The organism is Cerasibacillus terrae, from assembly GCF_008039555.1.
Taxonomy (GTDB): Bacteria; Bacillota; Bacilli; order Bacillales; family Amphibacillaceae; genus Cerasibacillus; species Cerasibacillus terrae.
This window is the reverse complement of record NZ_VDUW01000001.1, coordinates 424459-446572: the sequence shown is the minus strand read 5'-3', so window position 1 is coordinate 446572 and position 22114 is coordinate 424459. Positions and strand designations below refer to the sequence as shown.

The 22114-nt window shown below is 33.0% G+C and carries 25 protein-coding genes; all 25 read left to right on the top strand.

Annotated elements, in window-relative coordinates:
• Positions 1-119: 119 nt before the first annotated feature.
• The 25 genes from spoIVA to FHP05_RS02115 all read left to right on the top strand — a co-directional run bounded on the left by spoIVA (position 120) and on the right by FHP05_RS02115 (position 21995).
• The gene (gene spoIVA / locus FHP05_RS02235) at positions 120-1598 is read left to right on the top strand and encodes a stage IV sporulation protein A (RefSeq protein WP_147665598.1); all 1479 of its coding nucleotides are present in this window, start codon (positions 120-122) and stop codon (positions 1596-1598) included.
• 327 nt (positions 1599-1925) lie between these two features.
• Positions 1926-2198, top strand: a complete 273-nt coding sequence (locus FHP05_RS02230) for an HU family DNA-binding protein (protein WP_147665597.1) — start codon at positions 1926-1928, stop codon at positions 2196-2198.
• 171 nt (positions 2199-2369) lie between these two features.
• Positions 2370-2594, top strand: coding sequence for a trp RNA-binding attenuation protein MtrB (gene mtrB / locus FHP05_RS02225; protein ID WP_147665596.1), 225 nt, complete (start codon positions 2370-2372; stop codon positions 2592-2594).
• 94 nt (positions 2595-2688) lie between these two features.
• Positions 2689-3435 carry a heptaprenyl diphosphate synthase component 1 gene (locus FHP05_RS02220; RefSeq protein WP_147665595.1) on the top strand — a complete coding sequence of 249 codons (747 nt, stop codon included), beginning with the start codon at positions 2689-2691 and terminating at the stop codon, positions 3433-3435.
• 27 nt (positions 3436-3462) lie between these two features.
• Positions 3463-4167 (top strand): demethylmenaquinone methyltransferase, encoded by a 705-nt coding sequence (gene menG, locus FHP05_RS02215; protein WP_147665594.1) that lies wholly within the window; start codon positions 3463-3465, stop codon positions 4165-4167.
• A 35-nt stretch (positions 4168-4202) separates the two neighbouring features.
• On the top strand, positions 4203-5174 hold the full coding sequence (gene hepT, locus FHP05_RS02210; protein ID WP_147665855.1) for a heptaprenyl diphosphate synthase component II: 972 nt from the start codon (positions 4203-4205) through the stop codon (positions 5172-5174).
• A gap of 79 nt (positions 5175-5253) precedes the next feature.
• The gene (gene ndk, locus FHP05_RS02205) at positions 5254-5700 is read left to right on the top strand and encodes a nucleoside-diphosphate kinase (RefSeq protein ID WP_147665593.1); all 447 of its coding nucleotides are present in this window, start codon (positions 5254-5256) and stop codon (positions 5698-5700) included.
• 68 nt (positions 5701-5768) lie between these two features.
• Positions 5769-6539, top strand: a complete 771-nt coding sequence (locus tag FHP05_RS02200; protein ID WP_147665592.1) for a CheR family methyltransferase — start codon at positions 5769-5771, stop codon at positions 6537-6539.
• A gap of 172 nt (positions 6540-6711) precedes the next feature.
• Complete coding sequence (locus FHP05_RS02195) at positions 6712-7956, top strand: tetratricopeptide repeat protein (protein WP_147665591.1); 1245 nt, start codon at positions 6712-6714, stop codon at positions 7954-7956.
• A gap of 40 nt (positions 7957-7996) precedes the next feature.
• Positions 7997-8563 (top strand): ReoY family proteolytic degradation factor, encoded by a 567-nt coding sequence (locus FHP05_RS02190; RefSeq protein ID WP_147665590.1) that lies wholly within the window; start codon positions 7997-7999, stop codon positions 8561-8563.
• Between the two features lie 159 nt (positions 8564-8722).
• On the top strand, positions 8723-9181 hold the full coding sequence (locus tag FHP05_RS02185; protein ID WP_147665589.1) for a DUF2487 family protein: 459 nt from the start codon (positions 8723-8725) through the stop codon (positions 9179-9181).
• A gap of 155 nt (positions 9182-9336) precedes the next feature.
• Positions 9337-9849, top strand: a complete 513-nt coding sequence (locus FHP05_RS02180; RefSeq protein WP_147665588.1) for a QcrA and Rieske domain-containing protein — start codon at positions 9337-9339, stop codon at positions 9847-9849.
• Between the two features lie 6 nt (positions 9850-9855).
• Entirely contained in the window at positions 9856-10530 is a 675-nt protein-coding gene (gene qcrB / locus FHP05_RS02175) for a menaquinol-cytochrome c reductase cytochrome b subunit (RefSeq protein WP_147665587.1), read from the top strand.
• Between the two features lie 15 nt (positions 10531-10545).
• The gene (locus tag FHP05_RS02170; protein ID WP_147665586.1) at positions 10546-11325 is read left to right on the top strand and encodes a menaquinol-cytochrome c reductase cytochrome b/c subunit; all 780 of its coding nucleotides are present in this window, start codon (positions 10546-10548) and stop codon (positions 11323-11325) included.
• A 77-nt stretch (positions 11326-11402) separates the two neighbouring features.
• The gene (gene lhaT, locus FHP05_RS02165; RefSeq protein ID WP_147665585.1) at positions 11403-11987 is read left to right on the top strand and encodes a lipoprotein heptaprenylglyceryl N-acetyltransferase LhaT; all 585 of its coding nucleotides are present in this window, start codon (positions 11403-11405) and stop codon (positions 11985-11987) included.
• A 52-nt stretch (positions 11988-12039) separates the two neighbouring features.
• Positions 12040-12291 carry a sporulation protein YpjB gene (locus FHP05_RS02160; RefSeq protein WP_147665584.1) on the top strand — a complete coding sequence of 84 codons (252 nt, stop codon included), beginning with the start codon at positions 12040-12042 and terminating at the stop codon, positions 12289-12291.
• 53 nt (positions 12292-12344) lie between these two features.
• Entirely contained in the window at positions 12345-13031 is a 687-nt protein-coding gene (locus FHP05_RS02155) for a zinc metallopeptidase (protein ID WP_147665583.1), read from the top strand.
• 326 nt (positions 13032-13357) lie between these two features.
• On the top strand, positions 13358-13687 hold the full coding sequence (locus tag FHP05_RS02150; protein WP_147665582.1) for a nucleotide pyrophosphohydrolase: 330 nt from the start codon (positions 13358-13360) through the stop codon (positions 13685-13687).
• A 33-nt stretch (positions 13688-13720) separates the two neighbouring features.
• A complete protein-coding gene (gene dapB, locus FHP05_RS02145) occupies positions 13721-14518 on the top strand; it encodes a 4-hydroxy-tetrahydrodipicolinate reductase (RefSeq protein ID WP_147665581.1) in 798 nt (265 codons plus the stop codon).
• A 31-nt stretch (positions 14519-14549) separates the two neighbouring features.
• Positions 14550-14966 carry a methylglyoxal synthase gene (mgsA, locus tag FHP05_RS02140; protein ID WP_147665580.1) on the top strand — a complete coding sequence of 139 codons (417 nt, stop codon included), beginning with the start codon at positions 14550-14552 and terminating at the stop codon, positions 14964-14966.
• Positions 14963-16075 carry an N-acetyl-alpha-D-glucosaminyl L-malate synthase BshA gene (gene bshA / locus FHP05_RS02135; RefSeq protein ID WP_147665579.1) on the top strand — a complete coding sequence of 371 codons (1113 nt, stop codon included), beginning with the start codon at positions 14963-14965 and terminating at the stop codon, positions 16073-16075. The genes mgsA and bshA overlap by 4 nt, the downstream gene beginning before the upstream one ends.
• Positions 16076-16103: 28 nt before the next feature.
• Positions 16104-17306 (top strand): CCA tRNA nucleotidyltransferase, encoded by a 1203-nt coding sequence (locus tag FHP05_RS02130; RefSeq protein WP_147665578.1) that lies wholly within the window; start codon positions 16104-16106, stop codon positions 17304-17306.
• Positions 17282-18274 (top strand): biotin--[acetyl-CoA-carboxylase] ligase, encoded by a 993-nt coding sequence (locus FHP05_RS02125; protein WP_147665577.1) that lies wholly within the window; start codon positions 17282-17284, stop codon positions 18272-18274. Before FHP05_RS02130 ends, FHP05_RS02125 begins: the two co-directional genes overlap by 25 nt.
• Before the next feature lie 103 nt (positions 18275-18377).
• A complete protein-coding gene (gene dinG, locus FHP05_RS02120; RefSeq protein ID WP_147665576.1) occupies positions 18378-21167 on the top strand; it encodes an ATP-dependent DNA helicase DinG in 2790 nt (929 codons plus the stop codon).
• 438 nt (positions 21168-21605) lie between these two features.
• The gene (locus tag FHP05_RS02115; protein ID WP_147665575.1) at positions 21606-21995 is read left to right on the top strand and encodes a cell wall elongation regulator TseB-like domain-containing protein; all 390 of its coding nucleotides are present in this window, start codon (positions 21606-21608) and stop codon (positions 21993-21995) included.
• Positions 21996-22114: the final 119 nt, after the last annotated feature.

The window sequence follows — 22114 nt, the reverse complement described above, 5'->3', positions numbered from 1 at the left end:
ACTATATTCTTTTTCTTCATATCAAGTCATATTTTGATAGGACAACATCATAGACTTGTAATAATCAATTATCCGAATTGTGTTCATTATTAATAGCAGGGATATCAGGAGGGGTTCCCATGAAGAAGGTTGATATTTTTAAAGATATTTCCAAACGAACAGATGGGGATATTTATCTAGGTATTGTGGGTGCAGTGAGAACAGGAAAATCAACATTCATTAAAAAGTTCATGGAATTGGTTGTATTACCAAATATGAACGATGAAAATGAGCGAGCACGTGCACAAGATGAATTACCTCAAAGTGCAGCAGGTAAAACAATTATGACAACAGAACCGAAGTTTATTCCGAATCAAGCAGTTTCTGTTGAAGTAGATGAAGGTCTCGATGTAAATATTAGGCTTGTTGATTGTGTTGGATATGCTGTAGAAGGAGCAAAGGGATTTGAAGACGAAAATGGACCAAGAATGATTCACACTCCATGGTATGAAGATCCAATACCTTTTCACGATGCTGCAGAAATTGGAACAAGAAAAGTTATTCAAGAACATTCTACAATCGGAGTTATTGTTACATCAGATGGATCAATTGGTGAAATTGCTCGCCATGATTATGTAGAAGCAGAAGAACAAATTGTAGAAGAATTAAAAGAAGTAGGTAAACCATTTATTATGGTCATTAATTCGACCAAACCTACTAGCCAAGAAACGGAATTGATGAGACAAGATTTGGCAGAAACACATGATATTCCTGTATTGGCAATGAATATAGAATCTATGACAGAGCATGATGTAAACAATGCATTACGAGAGGCACTTTACGAATTTCCAGTGCTTGAAGTAAATGTGAATTTACCCAGTTGGGTAATGGTCCTTCATGAAGATCATTGGTTACAGCGAAGCTATCAAGAAGCTATTCAATCTACCGTTAAGAATATTAAACGACTAAGAGATGTGGATCATATAATTGGAGAATTTACAGCATATGATTTTATCGAACAAGCAAATATTGCCGGAATGGAAATGGGTGAAGGTATAGCAGAAATAGATCTTCATGCACCAGATTACTTATATGATGAGGTATTAAAGGAAATTGTTGGTGAGGAAATACGGGGCAAGGATCATCTTTTACAATTAATGCAAGACTTTTCTATTGCAAAACGAGAGTATGATCAAATTGCCGGTGCATTACAAATGGTGAAGCAGACTGGTTATGGAATCGCTGCTCCCAGCCTAGAAGATATGGAGCTAGATGAACCAGAAATCATTCGTCAAGGAGCAAGATATGGAGTTCGCTTAAAGGCTGTTGCTCCATCCATTCATATGATAAAGGTAGAAGTTGAGTCTGAGTTTTCACCAATTATCGGAACAGAGAAACAAAGTGAAGAATTAGTTCGATATTTGATGCAAGATTTTGAAGAAGATCCACTATCTATCTGGGAATCAGATATCTTTGGAAGATCCTTAAGTTCTATTGTAAGAGAGGGGATTCAAGCTAAAATAGCTTTAATGCCCGAGAATGCAAGGTATAAATTAAAAGATACACTTGAGCAAATTATAAATAAAGGATCAGGCGGACTAATTGCCATCATTTTGTAAAAATAATCAATCATTTGTTCTACAGCAACAGTAAATGTTGCTGTTTTATTTTTAAAAAATAGCTTGAAAGGCTAGTATTTTCAGTATACTAAATGTTATAATTATGGTGAAAAATCGATGTAAAAACCTTTAAAAGTTACTTTTTTATTAAAATTTGCAAGAAATGGCAAGTTTTTGTTGAATTTTTTCTGAGTGTAAGTTATTATATTCCTTGTCACCATTGATTTTAATGGCTTTCAAGTATAAAAGGAAGCAGATTGGTAAACAAATGATGATAGTAATAATTGTTCCAATTTAAAAGGATCATCTTGGGAGGAGGTGAATATCATGAATAAAACAGAATTAATTAATGCAGTTGCTGAAAAAAGCGAACTTTCTAAAAAGGACGCTGGAAAAGCAGTTGATGCGGTTTTTGAAACTGTCATGGATTCACTTAGTGAAGGTGAAAAAGTTCAATTAATTGGCTTTGGAAACTTTGAAGTGCGTAATCGTTCTGCACGAAAAGGACGTAATCCGCAAACTGGTGAAGAAATCCAAATACCTGCAAGTAAAGTTCCAGCATTTAAGCCAGGAAAAGCCCTAAAAGATGCTGTTAAATAAAATTACATAGGGCAAAAGGGTGCGTGTTGCGCACCCTTTTTATTATGTGAATATGTGCTCCTTTTACACGTACTTGCAAAACAATATACGAATATGAATTAGCTTGTTATAATCAATACAGAGAAAGAAGCGAGATTATATATCCAATTCATTAAAAGGGGGAGCTAGAAAATGGAAGATGCTACTAGTAAAACTGACTTTTTTGTTGTAAAGGCATTGGAAGACGGTGTCCATGTTATTGGATTAACACGTGGTACGGAAACACGCTTTCATCACTCAGAAAAGCTTGATAAAGGAGAAGTTATGATTGCACAGTTTACAGAACATACTTCTGCTATTAAAGTAAGAGGGAAAGCTTTCATACAGACAAGCCATGGCGAGCTTAGTAATGAATAAACCTTTTAAGCATTTGTTAGTTATCTAACAGCTTGTATTATGTTATAATAACAAAAGCTGAACGGAATAGTAAGAAGGGCCAGGGTGATGTGTTTTGCATAATATTTCTTCTGAATTAGAAAAAATAAAAACAGACATTGAAGATGAAGTACACTATAAATATTTAGAAAAATATATTCAAAAGCCCAAGATAGAACAAGAAAAATTATTTCTTATATACAGTATATTGTTAAATCACAATATATCATTTTCAAAAAAAAATAATTACATAATTACAACGATGTTAGTACAACTTGCATTAGATACGCATGATTTAGTAAATAATGATGAAACAGTGGATCAATCCGGAGTCACCATTGAACAACAATTGAATGTATTAGCAGGAGATTATTATAGTAGTTTGTACTATTTGTTTCTTTCAAAAATAGAAGAGCAAAGATTAATTCATACGCTTGCCGTAGCTATTCGCGAAATTAATGAAGCCAAAATTAAATTATATTACCATGAATTTAAATCTTTTGAGGAATTATTAGATATTGTTAAGAAAATAGAATCTACCCTATATACACATATAGCGTTATTTATAGATGAATCTACTTTGGTCCCATTTATTGAAGAATGGTTATTACTAATCACTTTATCAAAATTAAAATATAAAAAAGAACCAACAATTTTTGATAAGATGTATATTTCATCAAATGATACAGACTTTATGAACTTTATCGACACACAAATGGAGCAACAAATGAGACAATTGAGGGAGATTACTTCTCAACTCCCTGAACGCTATATATCTTTAAAAAACCATTCAGAAATATTTTTAAACAAATTAGTAAAATAAAAATCGGACTGTAGGAAGGGCTGCAAAATGAAACAACAATCTAAAGAAGAGCGTGTACATCATGTGTTTGAAAAAATATATAATAAATATGATACGATGAATTCAATTATATCTTTTCAAAAGCATAAGTCGTGGAGAAAAGATGTCATGAGTCGGATGAATGTACAAAATGGAGAAAGTGCTTTAGATGTATGCTGTGGTACAGGAGATTGGAGTATGGCTTTAGCGGAAGCGACATATCCAAATGGACAAGTAATCGGTTTGGATTTCAGTGAAAACATGTTAACAGTTGCTAGAGAAAAACAAGAATTAACAAATTTTAGTAATCTTGAATACATTCATGGAAATGCAATGGAACTACCATTTGAGGATAATACATTCGATCATGTGACGATTGGGTTCGGTTTACGAAATGTACCAGACTATATGACTGTTCTTAAAGAAATGTACCGTGTTGTAAAACCTGGTGGTAAAGTTACTTGTTTAGAGACATCACAGCCAACTATGCCAATATTCCGTCAGTTATATTATTTTTATTTTCGCTTTATCATGCCGTTTTTCGGTAGAATTTTTGCAAAAAGTTATAAAGAGTATGCCTGGTTACATGAATCAGCTAAGGACTTTCCAGAGAAAAACAAACTAAAAGAAATGTTTTTACAAGCTGGATTTTCTAAAGTTGATGTGAAAAGCTATACAGGTGGTGTAGCTGCCATGCATATGGGATACAAATGAGTAATTTACCTCAAAAATCACAAAAGGTGAATCGCATGAAATTAGCCAAAACATATAGTTATTTAAAAAAAGAACTTCACATAATAGAAAAGGCTTTAGGGACAGTTATTCAGGCGGAACATCCTGTATTAAGAACTGCATCAACACAATTATTAAAAGCAGGAGGAAAGCGAATTCGTCCTGTATTTGTTTTGTTAACAGGGAAGCTTGGCCATTTTAATGTGGAACAAATTAAAACAATTGCCGTTTCATTAGAATTAATTCATATGGCTACACTAGTACATGATGATGTAATAGATGATGCTGAATTAAGAAGAGGACATCCCACAATCAAACATCAATATGATAATCGTGTAGCTATGTATACCGGAGATTATATGTTAGCTAGAGCACTTGAAAGCATCACAAGTATAAAAGACCCAGCAATTCATAACTCTCTATCAAAAGCCTTAGTCGAAGTTTGTATCGGCGAAATTGAACAAATGAAATATAAGTATGACTGGAATCAAAATTTACGTACTTATTTAAGGCGAATTAAACGGAAAACAGCACTACTAATTGCGACAAGTTGTCAGCTTGGTGCTCTTTCAGCAGGATTGAACCAATCAGAAGTTCGCAAATTATACAAGTATGGGTACTACATTGGGATGTCTTATCAAATTATTGATGATATCCTGGACTTTACCTCTACACCAAAGGAACTCGGAAAACCTGCAGGAAATGATCTTTGTCAGGGGAATATTACCTTACCAGTACTGTTTGCAATGCGAGATGAAACATTTAAAAAACAATTAAAAAACCTGTTTGAAGATAAGGATAAAATCACTCTTAATAATATGGATTATTATATTGAAAAGATAAAAGATTTAGGTGCAATCGAAGCTTCTTACTATGTAAGTGAACTTTATTTAAATAAAGCATTAAACATTATTCAGGATATTCCTGAATCGACTTCAAAACGTACTTTAGAAAATATTGCACACTATATCGGAAAAAGACGTTCTTAATCTATATTTGTATATTTATTGGAAGTTTGGTAAAATTTTATCGGTTACATGAATTATAATAAAAACAGAGGTGTTAAATATGGAAAAAACTTTTCTAATGATTAAACCAGATGGTGTACAACGCAATCTAATTGGAAATATTGTTGAAAAATTTGAAGCAAAAGGATTTAAATTAGTTGGAGCAAAACTAATGCAAATTTCCGACAGCTTAGCTGAAAAACACTATGGAGAACATAAAGAGCGCCCATTTTTCGGAGAATTAGTTGAATTTATTACATCTGGTCCTGTATTTGCAATGGTATGGGAAGGGGAAGATGTAATCAAAACTGGACGCACAATGATGGGAGAAACAGATCCTAAGGAAGCTCTACCTGGAACAATCCGTGGTGACTTTGGTTTAACTATCGGTAAAAACGTTATTCATGGGTCAGATTCTCCAGAAAGTGCTGAAAGAGAAATTAACCTTTTCTTTAATCAAGATGAACTGGTTACTTACACAAAACAAGATAGTACATGGATTTACTAAATATGTAGGCCTCCGCTGTTACGGGGGCTTTTTATCAAGGAGAAATACATATAAAAGAGGTTAATGAAATGCCAGATTATCATTCATTTATTTCACGAATTTATTCAAAACTTGGTATTGATTTATCTTTATATAAAGAAGCGCAAATGAAACGGAGACTCACTTCCCTTAGAAATAAACATGGCTTCAGTGATTTTTCAACTTATTTCCACGCTTTAAATCAGGATGAACAATTACTGCATGAATTTACAGATCGAATTACAATTAATGTATCAGAATTTTTTCGGAATCCAAAACGATGGGATGTTTTACGAAAATCAATCATTCCTTCACTTATTAAAAACAAACAAAAGTTATCGATTTGGAGCGCAGCATGTTCTACTGGAGAAGAGCCTTATAGTATTGCCATTTTATTTAAAGAATACTTTCCCAAAATCGATATAAAAATTTTAGCGACAGATATTGATGAAAATATTTTGGGAAAAGCAAAGCAAGGTATATATAAAGAGCAATCTTTAAAGGAAATACAGGATATATTAAAACGGAAATATTTTAAGCCTGAACATCATTTATATAAAGTAGATCCATCAATAAAAGCGAATATTACTTTCAAAAAACATAACCTACTAGCAGATCCTTATCCACCCAATATTGATCTTATTCTTTGTCGAAATGTGCTGATTTATTTTACAGATGATGCAAAAGAAAGCATATATATGAAGTTTGGTAAATCGCTACAAAAAAATGGTTTCTTATTCGTTGGTAGTACAGAACAAATATTTAACCCTAATTATTATGGATTGCATTTATATGATACTTTCTTCTATCAAAAATCATAAAGATAAACACTCTTATCTATTACATAAAGGTAAGAGTATTTTTATCATAAGTTGATTGGCTGTAAGACCCCAACTGATTGAAGTTTCACTTTATAGAAATGAATGAATCATTACATAGAAAACCAAAACCTATGGACGAGGAAAACGAATAGAATTAGAAAGGAGAAAATTTATGGATATCATATTACAAGCAACACAACTACTAGAAAAAAATCATGCAAAGGAAGCAATTCATCTTATTAAATCTCATTTATCTGAATTAAATGATGAAGAAAAGCGGATATGTGCTGATTTCTTCATGCAATGGGGATTCTTAGATGAAGCAATGGCCATTTTACATGATTTACGTAAAATAGATCCTGAAGATAGCGAACTAAAACTCATGTTGGCTGAGATTTACACAGAGGATGAAAATGATAGGGAGGCAATGGAATTACTATTGCAAATTAATGAGAATGATGAAGCATATTTGCCTGCATTAATCCAATTAGCAGATTTATACGAAGCTCAAGGGTTATTTGAAGTAGCTGAACAGAAACTACTTCAAGCAAAACGATTAGCGCCTGAGGAAGAAATAATTGACTTTGCTCTTGGTGAGTTATTGTATTCAGTAGGCGAGTTCAACCGAGCAATTTTGTATTATGAAAAAGTAAGCGTAGATATAAATGGTGTATCGACAAGAGAAAGATTAGCAAATTGCTTTGCTTCAATTGGAAAGTATGAAGAAGCCATTCAAAACTTTCAAGCTATCGAAAAACCCAATACAGATACTCAGTTTAAATATGGTTTGACAGCATATTACGCAGATCGATTAGATATTGCAATCTCTGTTTGGAAAGAATTGCTTATGAAAGATCCTTATTACCATTCCTCATATAAGTTGCTTGCTCAAGCTTATGAAGAAAAAGGAATGATTCAAGAAGCATATGAAACGGCAATGAAAGGTATTTCGTATGATGAATTTAATAAAGAACTTTATTACTATACTGGAATACTTGCTCAAAAATTAAATGATTTAGCTAAGAGCGAAGCAATGTTTAGACAAGCTATTTCTCTTGATCCGGATTATAAACATGCTATCCTTTCTTTGGTGAAACTTTTTAAAGAAAAAGAAAAGCCCGAGTTTGTTGTTGATTTATTGACCTCTATCAAAGAAACAAAATCTGAAGATCCCTTATATGATTGGGAATTAGCAAGAGCATATCGTGAATTAGAGCAGTTTGATGATGCATTAAAATACTTCCAAGATGCATATACTAATATGAAAGACGATAGTGATTTTTTAAAGGAATATGGATATTTTCTAATGGAAGAAGGGAGGAATACCGAAGCAATTGATATTTTTACCAAATACCTGACGCTTATACCTGATGACTTTGAAATTGTGGCATATAAAGAAAGATTATTGGATATGTAGTAGGGATAAGTGTTTATAAGGAAGGTGACAAGACTCATATATGAAAACACCTATACCGATTAGGGATAAAAAGAAATTCATTGCATGGTTTCTAAAGAATTTTCAACTAAAAAAACGGGAAAGTGTATGGATTTTAAATTATTTATTAAATCATGATTCTATCCTGAAGAACATTCATTTTGTTAGAGAAGCGAGATTTTGTCCGAGGAGTATGGTGATATCAACTGTTTGTTCAGAAAAGGTACCTTTTCGCTTTTATAAACGTCATATTGTTACAACAAACGCTGAAAAATCCTTCCATGATTTACGAATGAATCGTGATGAAGCCCTTTATATTGAACTTCATTTTAAACATGCAAAAGATGATCTGATGTATGCATCCGTTTTAGAAGAAAACCCTTTTATACCTGAAGATTACTATATATCAGAAGATGATAAGAAGGCAGCATCACAACTATTAGAACAAACTCTTTATTTATATCAGAAAAAGCAATTAAACCATAAGATTGATGCCGCTTTAGACGCTGGAAATAAAATGGAGTTTTTAAGGCTTTCTAATAAGCTAAAAGAACTTGAATATAAAAAAAATCAACCTCCACTTAATTAAAGGTTGATTTTTTTTTATGATTCAAGCTATGATTACATATAGAAACTTATTTTATTTAGAAAATGGCTTTTTTCGTATGAATTGATGCCACATACACCTCTTGTGAGGAAATTTATGCAATAATAATTTAGGAAACGACCTAAAAAAGGAGTGAATGCAATGCAGTGGCAACAAGATGACATTAAAAAATATGTACAAGCCAAGGAATATATCGATACAATTATTATGCCATTACAACCCTTTCATCTTACAAAAGATGAAAAAATCGCACAAACGAGCTATGAAAATGAAATATTAACTATCTTTTCAAATGAATTGGAAAAAGAATTATCTGGTAGGACCATGCGTATACCTTCATATACATATGTTCGTTCAGCTGATAAAGAAAAAGAAATCGAGAGAATGAAGACTTGGGTAACGGATATTCAAGAACAACCATTTGAACATCTCTTTTTCCCTACTTTCGATATGACTTGGAAAAAACATGAAATTAATTTACCTGGTAATTTAATTTGGTTACCTGTTACTCAGGTCGAAGAAATACAATCAAAGGAATTTAAAAAGTGGATTCATGAAAATGTTTTACAAGTAAGTGAATTAATTCGTTCTTATTGGTAGATAGTTTTTCGTTTTTTAAAAAGAAAGAACAACTTTTTGACATTTGTTAGATATTGATTGACCCTGTCCTAAGTTTACGCTATCATGGTAATGTCCTAGTAATCTGATTGAATATATTATGTCCGTGACATCAAAGTAAAAGAGGGGGGAAATTCATGAGTGATAAAAAGAAACAAGTAACCCGTAGACAGTTTTTAAATTACACGCTAACTGGTGTAGGTGGATTTATGGCAGCAGGATTATTAATGTCACCTTTACGTATGGCAATTGACCCTGTGCTGCAACCATCCGGTGATGGGGACTACGCAAATGTTGGTCTAGCTGTTGATGACATTACAAAAGATCCTCAACCAGTTGAATGGGAAATTGAACAAGTAGATGCTTGGTACAAATCAGATGTTACTCAAAAAGCATTCGTATTTAAAGACGATAAGGATGAAATAGTGGCTCTTTCCCCAAAATGTACACATCTAGGTTGTATGGTTTCATGGGAAGGAAGCGAAAGTCATCCAGATCAATTCTATTGTCCATGTCATGACGGACGCTTTACAAAAGATGGTACGAATATTGAAGGAACACCACCAACAGAGCCGTTACATGAATATGAGCATAAAGTTGAAGATGGAATGCTGTTTCTCGGAAAAGCATATCCAAGAGGGGAGGCGTAATAGTATATGTTACAAAAAATGTATGATTGGATTGATGAGCGTATAGATATTACGCCGATATGGCGGGATATCGCAGACCATGAAGTACCAGAGCATGTAAACCCAGCACATCATTTTTCTGCTTTTGTTTACTGTTTTGGTGGATTGACATTCTTTGTTGTTGTTATTCAAATCTTATCTGGTATGTTTTTAACGATGTATTATGTTCCAGATATTGAAAACGCTTGGAAATCCGTTTACTATCTGCAAACACAGGTAGCACATGGTCAAATTGTACGAGGAATGCACCACTGGGGCGCCAGTGTAGTAATCGTCATGTTATTATTACATACACTTCGAGTGTTTTTCCAAGGAGCATATAAAAAACCACGTGAACTAAACTGGATGGTTGGAGTACTATTATTCTTTGTCATGCTTGGTTTAGGTTTCACTGGATATTTATTACCATGGGATAACAAAGCTTACTTCGCAACAGAAGTTGGTTTAAACATTGCTGGTCAAGTTCCATTAATTGGTGACTGGCTCATTACACTATTAGGTGGTCACCCTGAAATTATTGGTGCGCAAACTCTAACAAGATTCTTTGCTATCCATGTATTTTTCTTGCCTGGAGCATTGTTTGCATTACTAGCAGTACACTTTATTTTAATACGTAGACAAGGTATTTCTGGTCCACTATAAGAGGAGGGATAAGCTGTGAAAAGGGGTAAAGGAATGAAATTTGTCGGCGATTCACGTATAAACGCCGAAAGTACATCAACCGTTCCGAAAGACTATTCTGAATATCCTGGTAGAACGGAAGCATTTTGGCCAAACTTTTTATTAAAAGAATGGTTAGCTGGCTCTGTGTTTCTAGTAGGTTTTCTCACGTTGGTATTAACACATCCATCACCATTAGAAGGTATGGCTGACCCAACTACTGCAGGTTATATACCATTACCAGACTGGTACTTTTTATTCTTATATGAATTATTGAAGTACAAATATGCGAGTCAAGACTTTATTTTACTCGGTGTCATCGTCATTCCGGGGCTTGCATTTGGAGCACTTTTATTAGCGCCATTCCTAGATAATGGACCTGAGAGAAGACCAAATAAACGCCCAATTGCTACTAGCTTAATGTTATTAGCTTTAGTTGCTACTATTTGGTTAACATATGACTCTGCAGGTGCTGTAGACTGGGAAGCTCGTGCAGAGGCAAATAAACCTATTCCTGCATCAGAAGTAGAAATCGATACATCTGATCCAGGTTATGCAGTTTATGAAAACAGCTGTATGTCTTGTCATGGAGATGATTTGACAAATGGAGCTGCCGGACCACCATTAATTGGAATAGAACATACAACAGAGGAAATTGCTGACATTTCTGTTAATGGTATTGGTGATATGCCGGCCGATGTTTTCCAAGGAACAGATGAAGAATTGCAACAATTAGCTGAGTTTATTACTTCTGTAAATGAACAAGCTGGTGAGTAATTAAAAAAAAGCACCTTTGCCATTATTTTTGGTAAAGGTGCTTTTTTAGTAAATACTATAAACAGGAGGGATGTACTTTGTTAAGATATTTATTAAGAGATCGGCGTGTACTTATCTTTCTATTTATTACGAATTTGATAGGTACAATTTATGGATTTTACTGGTATCGCTTCCAATTAGCCGATACACCACCTATTTTTTATTTATTTGTTCCAGATAGCCCGACAGCCAGCTTGTTTTTTACAGTATTTTTGCTCTTCTTTATTTTTGGAAGAAATTTACCCTACATAGAAGCATTAGCAATCATTACATTGTTTAAATATGGTATTTGGGCTGTCGTAATGAATGTTTTTACATTAATCATAGAAGGTTCATTAAGCCCTCAGGGTTATATGTTAATTCTTTCACATGGTGCTATGGCCATAGAAGGATTATTATATGCACCATTTTATAAAATTAAATTAAAACATATTGTAGTTGCGAGTATTTGGACATTACATAATGATGTGATTGATTATGTATTTGGTATGATGCCAATTTATTCCTCTTTAACGGATTACATGGATAAAATCGGGTATTTTACATTTTGGTTAAGTATGTTATCAATTTTTATAGCATATAAATTAATGCAAAAACATAACCATGCGGCCTTGAAGGTGTAATAAAGTATTCTTCCCTCACATATATTAAATAAAAAGAATGTGGGGGATCTCTATGAGAAAACTTACGAGATTAGTGTTAAAAAACTTTTTGTGTATCATAGGGATAATGGTTGTTCAAGGAAGTGTAGTTTATGCTGAACCAAATCAAGAGCTAGTTCATAAAAATGTAGCAATGACACCATTTTATTGGGTGATAATTATTGTGGGTGGCTGTATTGCTATTACACTAACTTATGTAAGTTGGCGAAAATATAAGGGTGAAAAAAAGAAAAAAAAGTTAAAAGAAGACAAAACAGTTGACTGATTTGTTCGATTTGACTAAAATTGACCTATATCATAGCGTGGAGGTTTGAATAGATGTTTAACAGTTTAGGTGGATTACTCATTTATTTTGCTCTATTAATGATTATTCCAATATGGACCCAATCAAAAGTAAAACGCACATACCAAAAATTCTCAAAAGTACCTACCTCATCTAGGATGGCAGGTGCACAGGTTGCAAGACAGATATTAGATGATAATGGACTATATCATGTAACTATTGAAGAAACAAAAGGAATGCTTACGGATCACTATGATCCTCGTTCTAAAACAGTTAGACTGTCTAGTTCAAACTATCATGGACATTCGATGGCTTCTTCGGCTGTTGCTGCCCATGAAGTTGGACATGCTATTCAAGATGCAGAAGAATATGCTTTCTTAAATTTTCGTTCCGCTTTAGTTCCTGTTGCAAATTTCGGTTCAAATGCTGCATTTTTCCTTATCTTTGCGGGACTTATTTTCGATATGTTGAATTTAGCTGTCTTTGGACTAATATTTATGGCGGCTGCTGTATTGTTTCAACTTGTTACACTGCCTGTTGAATTCGATGCTTCTAATAGAGCAATGGGACAGCTAGTAAGTGGGGGAATTATTACAAATCGAGAAGAAAGAGACACGAAAAAAGTATTGAGTGCCGCAGCAATGACATATGTTGCTGCCGCTGCTATTGCTGTAGCAGAACTATTGCGATTTGCGTTTATTATATTTGCTAATAGAGAATAGTCCTTTTAAAAATGAAATTTAATTCAGTGGGGGTATTCTCAACCACTGATTGATAACTGAACGAATTAGGTGTTTACTGGCTAACCGTCCTCCGCTTAAATTCTTATGTTGTCTAAAAGTTTTGAAGTAGGGGTCTTACAGCCAGTTATCCTGTGATAAACGTTTTAAAATATTTGTATTGGAATGGGGGTGGCTATTTATGTCACCCTTTTTATATTTTATACTATTTAAATGTCATTCTCTTAAATATTTGTCAAAGAGGGTGCAATTAGCTAACATAAATATATATTCTAATGTTTATTAAGTGAAGGAGATTTATACTAGCCATGTCAAATTATAATTCAAAAGAAATTCAAACTCGTGTTGATGACTATATTTCACAATTTAAGGAAGGATATTTTTCTCCATTAAGCCTAATGGCGAGAATGACAGAAGAAGTTGGAGAATTGGCGCGAGAAGTCAATCATTATTATGGTGAAAAGCCGAAAAAACCAAGTGAAGTGGATAAAACGATAAAAGAAGAACTTGGTGATATGATATTTGTACTAACATGTTTCGCGAATTCTCTTAACATTAATCTATCTGAAGCATTTGACATTGCTATGACAAAAATTGAAACAAGAGATAAAAATCGCTGGACAAGAAAGGATAGCTAAAAGATATACTTAAAAACTAGGAGTGAACTAAAATTGACAATAAAAGTAATTATTTCTGGACCAAGAGGACGAATGGGTCGAGAAGCGTTAGATATGATTATAAATGATAAAGATTTAGAACTTGTTGCTTGTATTGATCGAATGAATGATGGTAAGAGACTATCTGATGTTGAAGGAATGCCGAATGTAAATGTTCCTATTTTTGTTGAACCGAATCAATGTTTTCAATCAGTTTCTGCCGATATATTTTTAGAATTATCCATACCAGAAGTAGGTTTCGACCATACTAAATTAGCGTTGATGTCTAAGATAAAATCAGTTGTCGGTACATCTGGTTTTACTTCAGAACAAATTGATTTATTAACCAATATTGCAAATGAAAATAAAGTAGGTTGTATTATTGCACCTAACTTTGCGATTGGAGCTGTTTTAATGATGCAGTTTGCTAAGAAGGCTGCTACATATTTTTCAGATGTTGAAATTATCGAAAAACATCACGATCAAAAATTGGATGCTCCATCAGGTACAGCAGTGAAAACAGCTAAAATGATTCAAGAATCAAGACAAGCGAAACGGCAAGGTCATCCAAATGAAAAAGAAACAATGGATGGTGCAAGAGGTGCGGATACGGAAGGTATTCGGATACATAGTGTTCGCTTACCTGGACTAGTTGCTCATCAAGAAGTTATATTGGGTGGCTTAGGACAAACATTAACCATTACACATGATTCATATAATCGTAAATCATTCATGACTGGTATAAAATATGCTCTTGGAAAAGTAATGCAATTAGAAAAGTTAGTTTATGGAATGGAGAATGTAATGGATTAGTTATTTATAGATAATAAAAGGAGTTGACTATATGAAAATCGCATTAATTGCACATGATGAAAAAAAGAAAGACATGATTCAATTTACTACTGCCTATTCACCCATTTTAAAAAGTCACCAATTATATGCGACAGGGACAACTGGTGCACTAATTAGTAAGAAAACCGGTTTACCTGTACATAAAGTTAAATCAGGTCCATTGGGTGGTGACCAACAAATTGGTGCAAAGGTTGCCAATAATGAAATAGATATTGTTATCTTTTTTAAAGATCCATTAACAGCGCAACCACATGAGCCGGATATTAGTGCATTAATGCGTTTATGTGATGTTTATTTAATACCATTGGCAACAAATATGGCTACTGCTGAAGTGATGGTTAAAGGATTGGAACATGGTGATCTTTCCTGGAGGGAAATAGTAAAAGAGCAGGAAGGAAATGATATATGAAAATAGGAATTACGTGTTATCCTACAGTTGGTGGATCCGGTGTCATTGCCACAGAATTAGGCATGTTATTAGCAGAATTAGGCCATGAAATTCACTTTATTACATCTGGGCTACCATTTCGTTTAAATCAAGTAAATCCAGCAATCTACTACCATGAAGTAGAAGTAAGTCATTATCCCGTTTTTCAACATGACCCATATGACTTGGCTTTAGCATCTAAAATGGCTGAAGTTGTTGATCAATACAAATTAGATATTTTACATGTGCATTATGCGATGCCACATGCAATCTCTGCTATTTTGGCACGTGACATTGCAAAACATAACGTAAAAATTGTTACAACTCTACATGGGACAGATATCACTGTCTTAGGAATGGATCAAACATTTAAAAATATGATTAAGTATGGTATTGAGCAATCCGATGCAGTAACGGCTGTTTCCAATAGCTTAGCCAGACAAACAAAAGAATTATTAGATATAGAAAAAGAAATTAACGTTATTTATAATTTTGTTAATGAAAATGATTATTATAAAAAACAACTACCATTATTAAAAAATGAATATGGTATTTCAGAGTCAGAAAAAGTCATCACACATATATCTAATTTTCGTAAGGTTAAACGAATAGAAGATGTTATTCGTACGTTTTTCCTTATTCAACAGAAATTAGACGCAAAGTTAATGCTCATTGGAGATGGGCCAGAATGTTCCAAAGCTTTTCATCTCGTTAAACAACTGCAAATAGAAGATAAAGTATTATTTCTTGGAAAACAGGAAAATATAAGTGATTTACTTTCTATTTCCGATTTGAATTTCTTACTTTCTGAAAAAGAAAGTTTTGGTCTAGTTTTATTAGAAGCAATGAATTGTGAAGTACCTTGTATTGGAACGAATATTGGTGGTATTCCGGAAGTAATTAAGCATAATAAAACTGGCTATCTTATTGATGTAGGAGATGTAGAACAAGCAGCTGCACACGCTATTGAGCTACTTTCTGATATAGATAAATTAAATCGTTTCTCTAAACAAGCTTATAATTATGCTAGGAAGAATTTTCACTCCACTCAAATCGTGGATCAGTATGTAGATTTATATAAAAAACTTTAAAAAGTTAGTCGAGAAATTTGGTGATATAATGTTTACCAAGCCTTTCCTTGATGCACTTTACATTATTGAAAAAATTGAAGCAAAAGGATTCAAGGCGTATTTTGTAGGTGGATGTGTTCGTGACTTATTATTAGAACATGATATGAAGGATATTGATATTGCTACATCTGCAACACCTAATCAAATACAAAATATCTTTGATAAAGTCATACCAGTAGGGATTGAACATGGAACGGTTATTGTTCGGCATCAGAAAAAGTCATATGAAGTAACAACATTTCGCTTAGATGGTTCTTATTCTGATGGGCGCCATCCTGATTCCGTTCAATTTATTGATCGAATTGATGAAGATTTAGCAAGAAGAGATTTTACAATGAATGCTCTTGCAATGGATAAATACGGAAATTTGGTTGATTTATATGGTGGTAAAGAGGATTTGAAAAAGAAACTTATACGTAGTGTTGGAGATGGAATGGAGAGATTTACAGAAGATCCATTACGTATTATAAGGGCGATCCGCTTTGCAAGCCAGTTAGGGTTTTCAATTGAGGAGAAAACTCTATTAGCTATGGGAGATTTAAAAAATGAAATTGAACATTTAGCAGTTGAACGAATACAACACGAAATGGGAAAGTTTTTTGCTGGAAAATATGTTGATATTGGATTTTCCTATTTAACATCTTTGTGCTTACATAGGCATTTACCTTTGTTTAAAGAAAACCCTTATATTATTGATAAATTCCCTAGACCAATCGAATCATTTCTATCTTTTGGTGAAGTCATTGCAGTCTGTCACCTTCTTGAACCAAAATTAACAGTGCAAGAGTGGGTTAAACAATGGAAATGTTCCAATAAAATAAAAACAGAAGCCATTACCCTTGTAGATATATTTAATCATTATAAAAAACAAGGACTAGATGAATGGCTTGTTTACCAACTAGATCCAATATATGATGAAGGTTTTTTGAGAATTGTCCATTATTTAGATAAGAATCATGAAATAAATAAACATGAAATAAAGTGTTTAAGAAATAGTTTACCAATTACTTCAAAAAAAGATTTAATACTTAATGGGCATGATATTATAAAGATATTTCCACAAGAAAAAAAGGGGCCATGGATTCAAAAGTTAATAAACAAAATTGAAAAAGAAATTGTTGAAAAGCGTTTAAAAAATAATAAAAATGATATAAAGGAGTGGATCAAATGCAATCCACCCGAAATAAACTAATTGAAATTTTATCAAATAACCAAGAAACATATATTTCTGGACAATTAATTTCCGAAAGATTAAATATTTCTAGAAGCGCAATATGGAAACATATGCGGGAATTGGAAAAGGATGGTTATGTTATTGAAGGCAAGCCCAAACGAGGCTACCGTATTTTAGAATTCCCTAAGAAAATAAGTGAAAATACACTAAAATGGGGATTAGAAACAGAGTGGATTGCTAAAACAATCATTCATAAACCAGAAACAACATCCACACAACATATAGCACATCAACTTGCACAAGAAGGCGCTTCTCATGGAACGATAGTTATTGCGGATGAACAAACAAAAGGAAAAGGGAGAATGAATCGCAAATGGCATTCTTCTAAAAATGAAGGAATTTGGATGAGCATCATTCTAAGGCCGGCAATACCACCACATAAGGCACCACAATTAACCTTACTGACTGCTACAGTGTTAGCAGATGTCATCATGAAAGAAACTAATATAAAGCCTTATATTAAGTGGCCGAATGATATTATCATTCATAATAAAAAAATGAGTGGAATTCTTACAGAAATGCAAGCTGAACAAGATCAAGTACAATACATTATTATTGGAATTGGAATGAATGTAAATCAAGATATAAAAAGTTTACATAAAGAAATCCACACAAAGGCAACATCTTTGAAAATGGAAGCAGATAAAGAATTTGATATCCGATATTTAGTCCAAAAAATTTTACAACAATTTGAAAAAACATATGAGCTTTATTTACAGAAGGGGTTTCCTGTTATTAAAACAAAATGGGAAAGTTATGGTTTTCGTATTGGAGAAAAGATTTTAATAAAAACAATGAATCATGAATGGAAGGCAACTTTTTCTGGAATTGATCATGATGGAGGATTACTAGTAAGAAACCTTGATGATGGAAAGATGGAAAAATTATATTCCGCAGAAATAGATTGGTTTAGGGAAAATTCGTAATTTGTTAAAAAGGATTTTTATAATCTTAAATAACTTAAAACTCTTATCATAGATAAGGGTTTTAGCTGTGGATGACTAGGAAAAGTTAGGTGGTGGAATACATTTGGAAAGATATATTGTTGTGGATCTTGAAACAACAGGCCATTCACCAAAGGCAGGAGATAAAATTATTGAAATTGGAATTGTCGTAATTGAAGAAAATGAAATTACGGAAACATTTTCATCTTTTATCCAACCAGGGAGGGTTATCCCATCTTTTATAACAAAACTAACAAATATAACTAATGATGATGTAAAACAAGCACCAACATTTAAAGAAATAGAAAAAGAAATCAAATCATTTTTTCATGAGGGAATTTTTATAGCTCATAACGTAAAATTTGATTTTGAATTTTTAAATGCAGAATTGGTCATGAATGGGAACGAGCGATTAAAAAACGCAGCAATAGATACAGTAGAATTAGCAAGAATTTTATACCCGATGGCACCAGGATTTAAGCTAGGACAACTTGCAGAATACGTCCATTTAGAACATCAAAATCCTCATCGTGCATTATCAGATGCTTATGTAACAGCAAAATTATTTTTGCTAATGAAGAAAAAACTAAATCAATTACCAGTAGAAACAATAAATAATTTATTAAAGTTAGAACCTTTTCTAAGATCAGACTTGTTTGGGTTGCTTCAAAAGCAAAAACAAGTCCTACGTCAAAATCCAAGAAAATCGGAAGGTATAACAAGCTTCCATGGTCTTGCATTTCGTGAAGTTGAAGAGATAAAAACAAATTCGACCTCTAACATTTCTTCGTATGGAGACTTTTTAGATAATATTTACGAACAAGGTGGACATCTAGAAAAAACTCTACCGAAATATGAAAAACGTATTGGTCAAAGGCAAATGTCTGAAATCATTTATGATGCATTTAAAGAACATAAGCATGCACTTATTGAAGCTGGAACAGGAACTGGTAAGTCACTTGCTTATTTACTTCCGGCAATTTATGAAGCAGTTGTACAGGAAGAACGTATTGTGGTAAGTACATTTACTACTCAATTACAAGCACAATTAATGGAGGAAGATATCCCCCTTGTAATGAAACTTATTCCTTTTCCTTTTCAAGTTGCTTTATTAAAAGGGAAGCAGCATTATATTAGTCTAGAGAAATTCGAAAATGAATTAGAAGATGTAGAGGGTAATCACTATGGGGAAATTCTTACAAAAGCAATGATTTTAGTATGGCTTACAGAAACAAAAACAGGTGATATTGATGAGATTCAGCTTCCTTCAAGCGGATATTCATTCTATCGAAAAATATCTACAGAGGCTGAAGGAACGATTGATCCAACTTCTCCTTGGTTTCGGATTTCTTATTATCAAAAAGCAAAAGAAAAAGCAAGAATTGCAGATCTTATTATTACAAATCATGCTTTATTATGCACGGATTTATTCCATGATACAAAACATTTACCTAGCTACCAGAAGGCAGTCATCGATGAAGCACATCATTTAGAAGAAACAGCTTCCAGACATTATGGTTTACAACTAGATTATATGCATACAGTATTTTTACTAAATCAAATTGGTACATCAGACGGGAAGAAGTGGTTAAGTAAAGTATTGATGGAAAATCCAATCTTTACACAGCGGGTATCTATCCAAAAGTGGGATTCACTGTTTATTCAAGTTAAATCAGATTTGGATGAGTTATTTCGTTATATTTATCAGTATGTACTAGATAAAAATAAATATAATAAAACATTAAGTGATATTGGTCGATTGCAATTTGAGTTAGTAGAAGAAAAATGGGAAAGTAATCATTGGGATTTTTTAAAAGAAATGGTTGCAAGAATAACGATGTCTATAACAGAAATGACATTTTTATTTGAGCAAATGCTGTTAAACTCTTATGGTGATTCGCACCTTCATGATAAAATCAAACAGTACCAAGAAAGAATAGAAAACATCAAGGATAAATTAACTCGTTTGTTTCTTATAGAAGACTCGACCCAATTTAAATGGATTGAAATTGAAACATTTGGAGCGAAGAATGCAGTGTATGTTTTTTCTGAACCAAAAGAAATTGCTTCTGCTTTGCAAGAACGATTATTTAATAAAAAAGCTAGTATCATTATGACCAGCGCAACATTAACAACGAAAAATTCCTTCTCTTTTATGGAAAAAAGACTAGGGTTAAAAGAAGAACATACACTCAAAAACCAAATTGCATCACCCTTTGATTATAGAAGTCAAGTTCAATTATTAATACCGAACGACTTTCCTGATATTAGACAACAAAACCAAGATGAATTTCTTTATGCTACTTGTGAGGCAATTTTATCTTTAGCAGATATAACAAGAGGAAGAATGCTTGTCCTATTTACCTCTTATGATATGTTGCGTAAATCATATTATTTATTAAAAGAAATGATGGCCGAAGAATATATCCTAATTGCTCAAGGAATAACCAGTGGAAGTCGTATGCGCCTAAAGAAAAAGTTTCAAACATTTGAAAAGGCTATATTATTAGGAACGAACTCTTTCTGGGAAGGAATTGATATTCCAGGAGAAAGTTTATCTAGCTTAGTAATTGTTCGATTGCCATTTCAGCCACCAAATCATCCTGTTTATAAAGCAAAGACAGAGCTTCTAGAAAGTAATGGTAAAAATCCTTTCTTTCATTTCGCATTACCACATGCAATTATACGTTTTAAACAAGGATTCGGCAGATTAATTCGTTCAAAGGAAGATCGTGGGATTATTTTTGTTTGTGATGCACGTTTAAGAAAATCACGTTATGGGTCTCAATTTATAAACTCTATCCCCAATGTCCCGATTCATTTCGATACAACAAATCATTTAATGAGATTTGCAAAAAATTGGTTTCAAAAATAAATTCGATGCTATAGCTGTTTTATCGAGATTAGCTTAGCTGGCTGTAAGGTCCGATTTCTAGAATTTATCAAAAATTATAGGTAGGGGACAGGTAGCAAGTCAAACGACCGATTCGTTCAAGGGCTTTTAGCTCATACCCTTCCGGTGTTAACAATCAGTGGTGGATGAAATAATTCGCACTGAATGAAATTTCACTTTATGTAAAAACATACTGATTTAGGAAAAAATCAGTATGTCTAAATATTGGTGTAGGTTTAAAAAAATTGTTGAAATTCATAAAAACGAAACAAATCCTGTGAAAAATTGCTATACTATATATGGGATGAAGTTTCACCTTATGTTCAACATTATCTATTATTATGTACGTTTTGGAAAGTGATATAAGTAACATTTTTTTCATCGAATGTTTTATTTTTGATAAGTTTGTGGAGTGAGAGTATGAAAAATGAGTACAAACAAATAATCCCAAATTGGCTCAAGTGGAGTATCCTTATTTTTTGCTTATTTTTAATTGGTATGATAATTTATGGATTCACCCTTTATTTCAACGTATTACATAATAAAGAGGGCCAGTTTGATCAATCAGAAAAAATCATTCTTAATGAAACTAACCTGGTTTCTGTCGAGAATGTTAGCCGTTTTCATGGTGAACAGCTTTTCCATGTGCTTACAGGAAAAGATAAGACAGGTGATATCTTTTATGCTTTTTTGCCGAAAGTAAAATCTGATAAGAAGCAAGAAATTACGATGATAAATCATGCAAATATCTTATCGAAACAAATGATAAAAAAGAATGGAAGGATTCATGCCAATCTTGTCAATATATAGACATGGTACCAGGATTAGTTGATGAGCAACCAGTTTGGGAAATGAAGTACATGGATCAATCAGGAAGATATGTGTTTGATTATTTATCGATGTATGATGGTTCGAGTGTAGAGGAATTT

Bases quoted from the DNA above. Each gene is read 5' to 3' on its own strand.
- spoIVA (WP_147665598.1), top strand. From the start codon at position 120: ATGAAGAAGGTTGATATTTTTAAAGATATTTCCAAACGAACAGATGGG.
- FHP05_RS02230 (WP_147665597.1), top strand. From the start codon at position 1,926: ATGAATAAAACAGAATTAATTAATGCAGTTGCTGAAAAAAGCGAACTT.
- mtrB (WP_147665596.1), top strand. From the start codon at position 2,370: ATGGAAGATGCTACTAGTAAAACTGACTTTTTTGTTGTAAAGGCATTG.
- menG (WP_147665594.1), top strand. From the start codon at position 3,463: ATGAAACAACAATCTAAAGAAGAGCGTGTACATCATGTGTTTGAAAAA.
- hepT (WP_147665855.1), top strand. From the start codon at position 4,203: ATGAAATTAGCCAAAACATATAGTTATTTAAAAAAAGAACTTCACATA.
- ndk (WP_147665593.1), top strand. From the start codon at position 5,254: ATGGAAAAAACTTTTCTAATGATTAAACCAGATGGTGTACAACGCAAT.
- FHP05_RS02200 (WP_147665592.1), top strand. From the start codon at position 5,769: ATGCCAGATTATCATTCATTTATTTCACGAATTTATTCAAAACTTGGT.
- FHP05_RS02195 (WP_147665591.1), top strand. From the start codon at position 6,712: ATGGATATCATATTACAAGCAACACAACTACTAGAAAAAAATCATGCA.
- FHP05_RS02190 (WP_147665590.1), top strand. From the start codon at position 7,997: ATGAAAACACCTATACCGATTAGGGATAAAAAGAAATTCATTGCATGG.
- FHP05_RS02185 (WP_147665589.1), top strand. From the start codon at position 8,723: ATGCAGTGGCAACAAGATGACATTAAAAAATATGTACAAGCCAAGGAA.
- FHP05_RS02180 (WP_147665588.1), top strand. From the start codon at position 9,337: ATGAGTGATAAAAAGAAACAAGTAACCCGTAGACAGTTTTTAAATTAC.
- qcrB (WP_147665587.1), top strand. From the start codon at position 9,856: ATGTTACAAAAAATGTATGATTGGATTGATGAGCGTATAGATATTACG.
- FHP05_RS02160 (WP_147665584.1), top strand. From the start codon at position 12,040: ATGAGAAAACTTACGAGATTAGTGTTAAAAAACTTTTTGTGTATCATA.
- FHP05_RS02155 (WP_147665583.1), top strand. From the start codon at position 12,345: ATGTTTAACAGTTTAGGTGGATTACTCATTTATTTTGCTCTATTAATG.
- FHP05_RS02150 (WP_147665582.1), top strand. From the start codon at position 13,358: ATGTCAAATTATAATTCAAAAGAAATTCAAACTCGTGTTGATGACTAT.
- mgsA (WP_147665580.1), top strand. From the start codon at position 14,550: ATGAAAATCGCATTAATTGCACATGATGAAAAAAAGAAAGACATGATT.
- bshA (WP_147665579.1), top strand. From the start codon at position 14,963: ATGAAAATAGGAATTACGTGTTATCCTACAGTTGGTGGATCCGGTGTC.
- FHP05_RS02130 (WP_147665578.1), top strand. From the start codon at position 16,104: ATGTTTACCAAGCCTTTCCTTGATGCACTTTACATTATTGAAAAAATT.
- FHP05_RS02125 (WP_147665577.1), top strand. From the start codon at position 17,282: ATGCAATCCACCCGAAATAAACTAATTGAAATTTTATCAAATAACCAA.
- FHP05_RS02115 (WP_147665575.1), top strand. From the start codon at position 21,606: ATGAAAAATGAGTACAAACAAATAATCCCAAATTGGCTCAAGTGGAGT.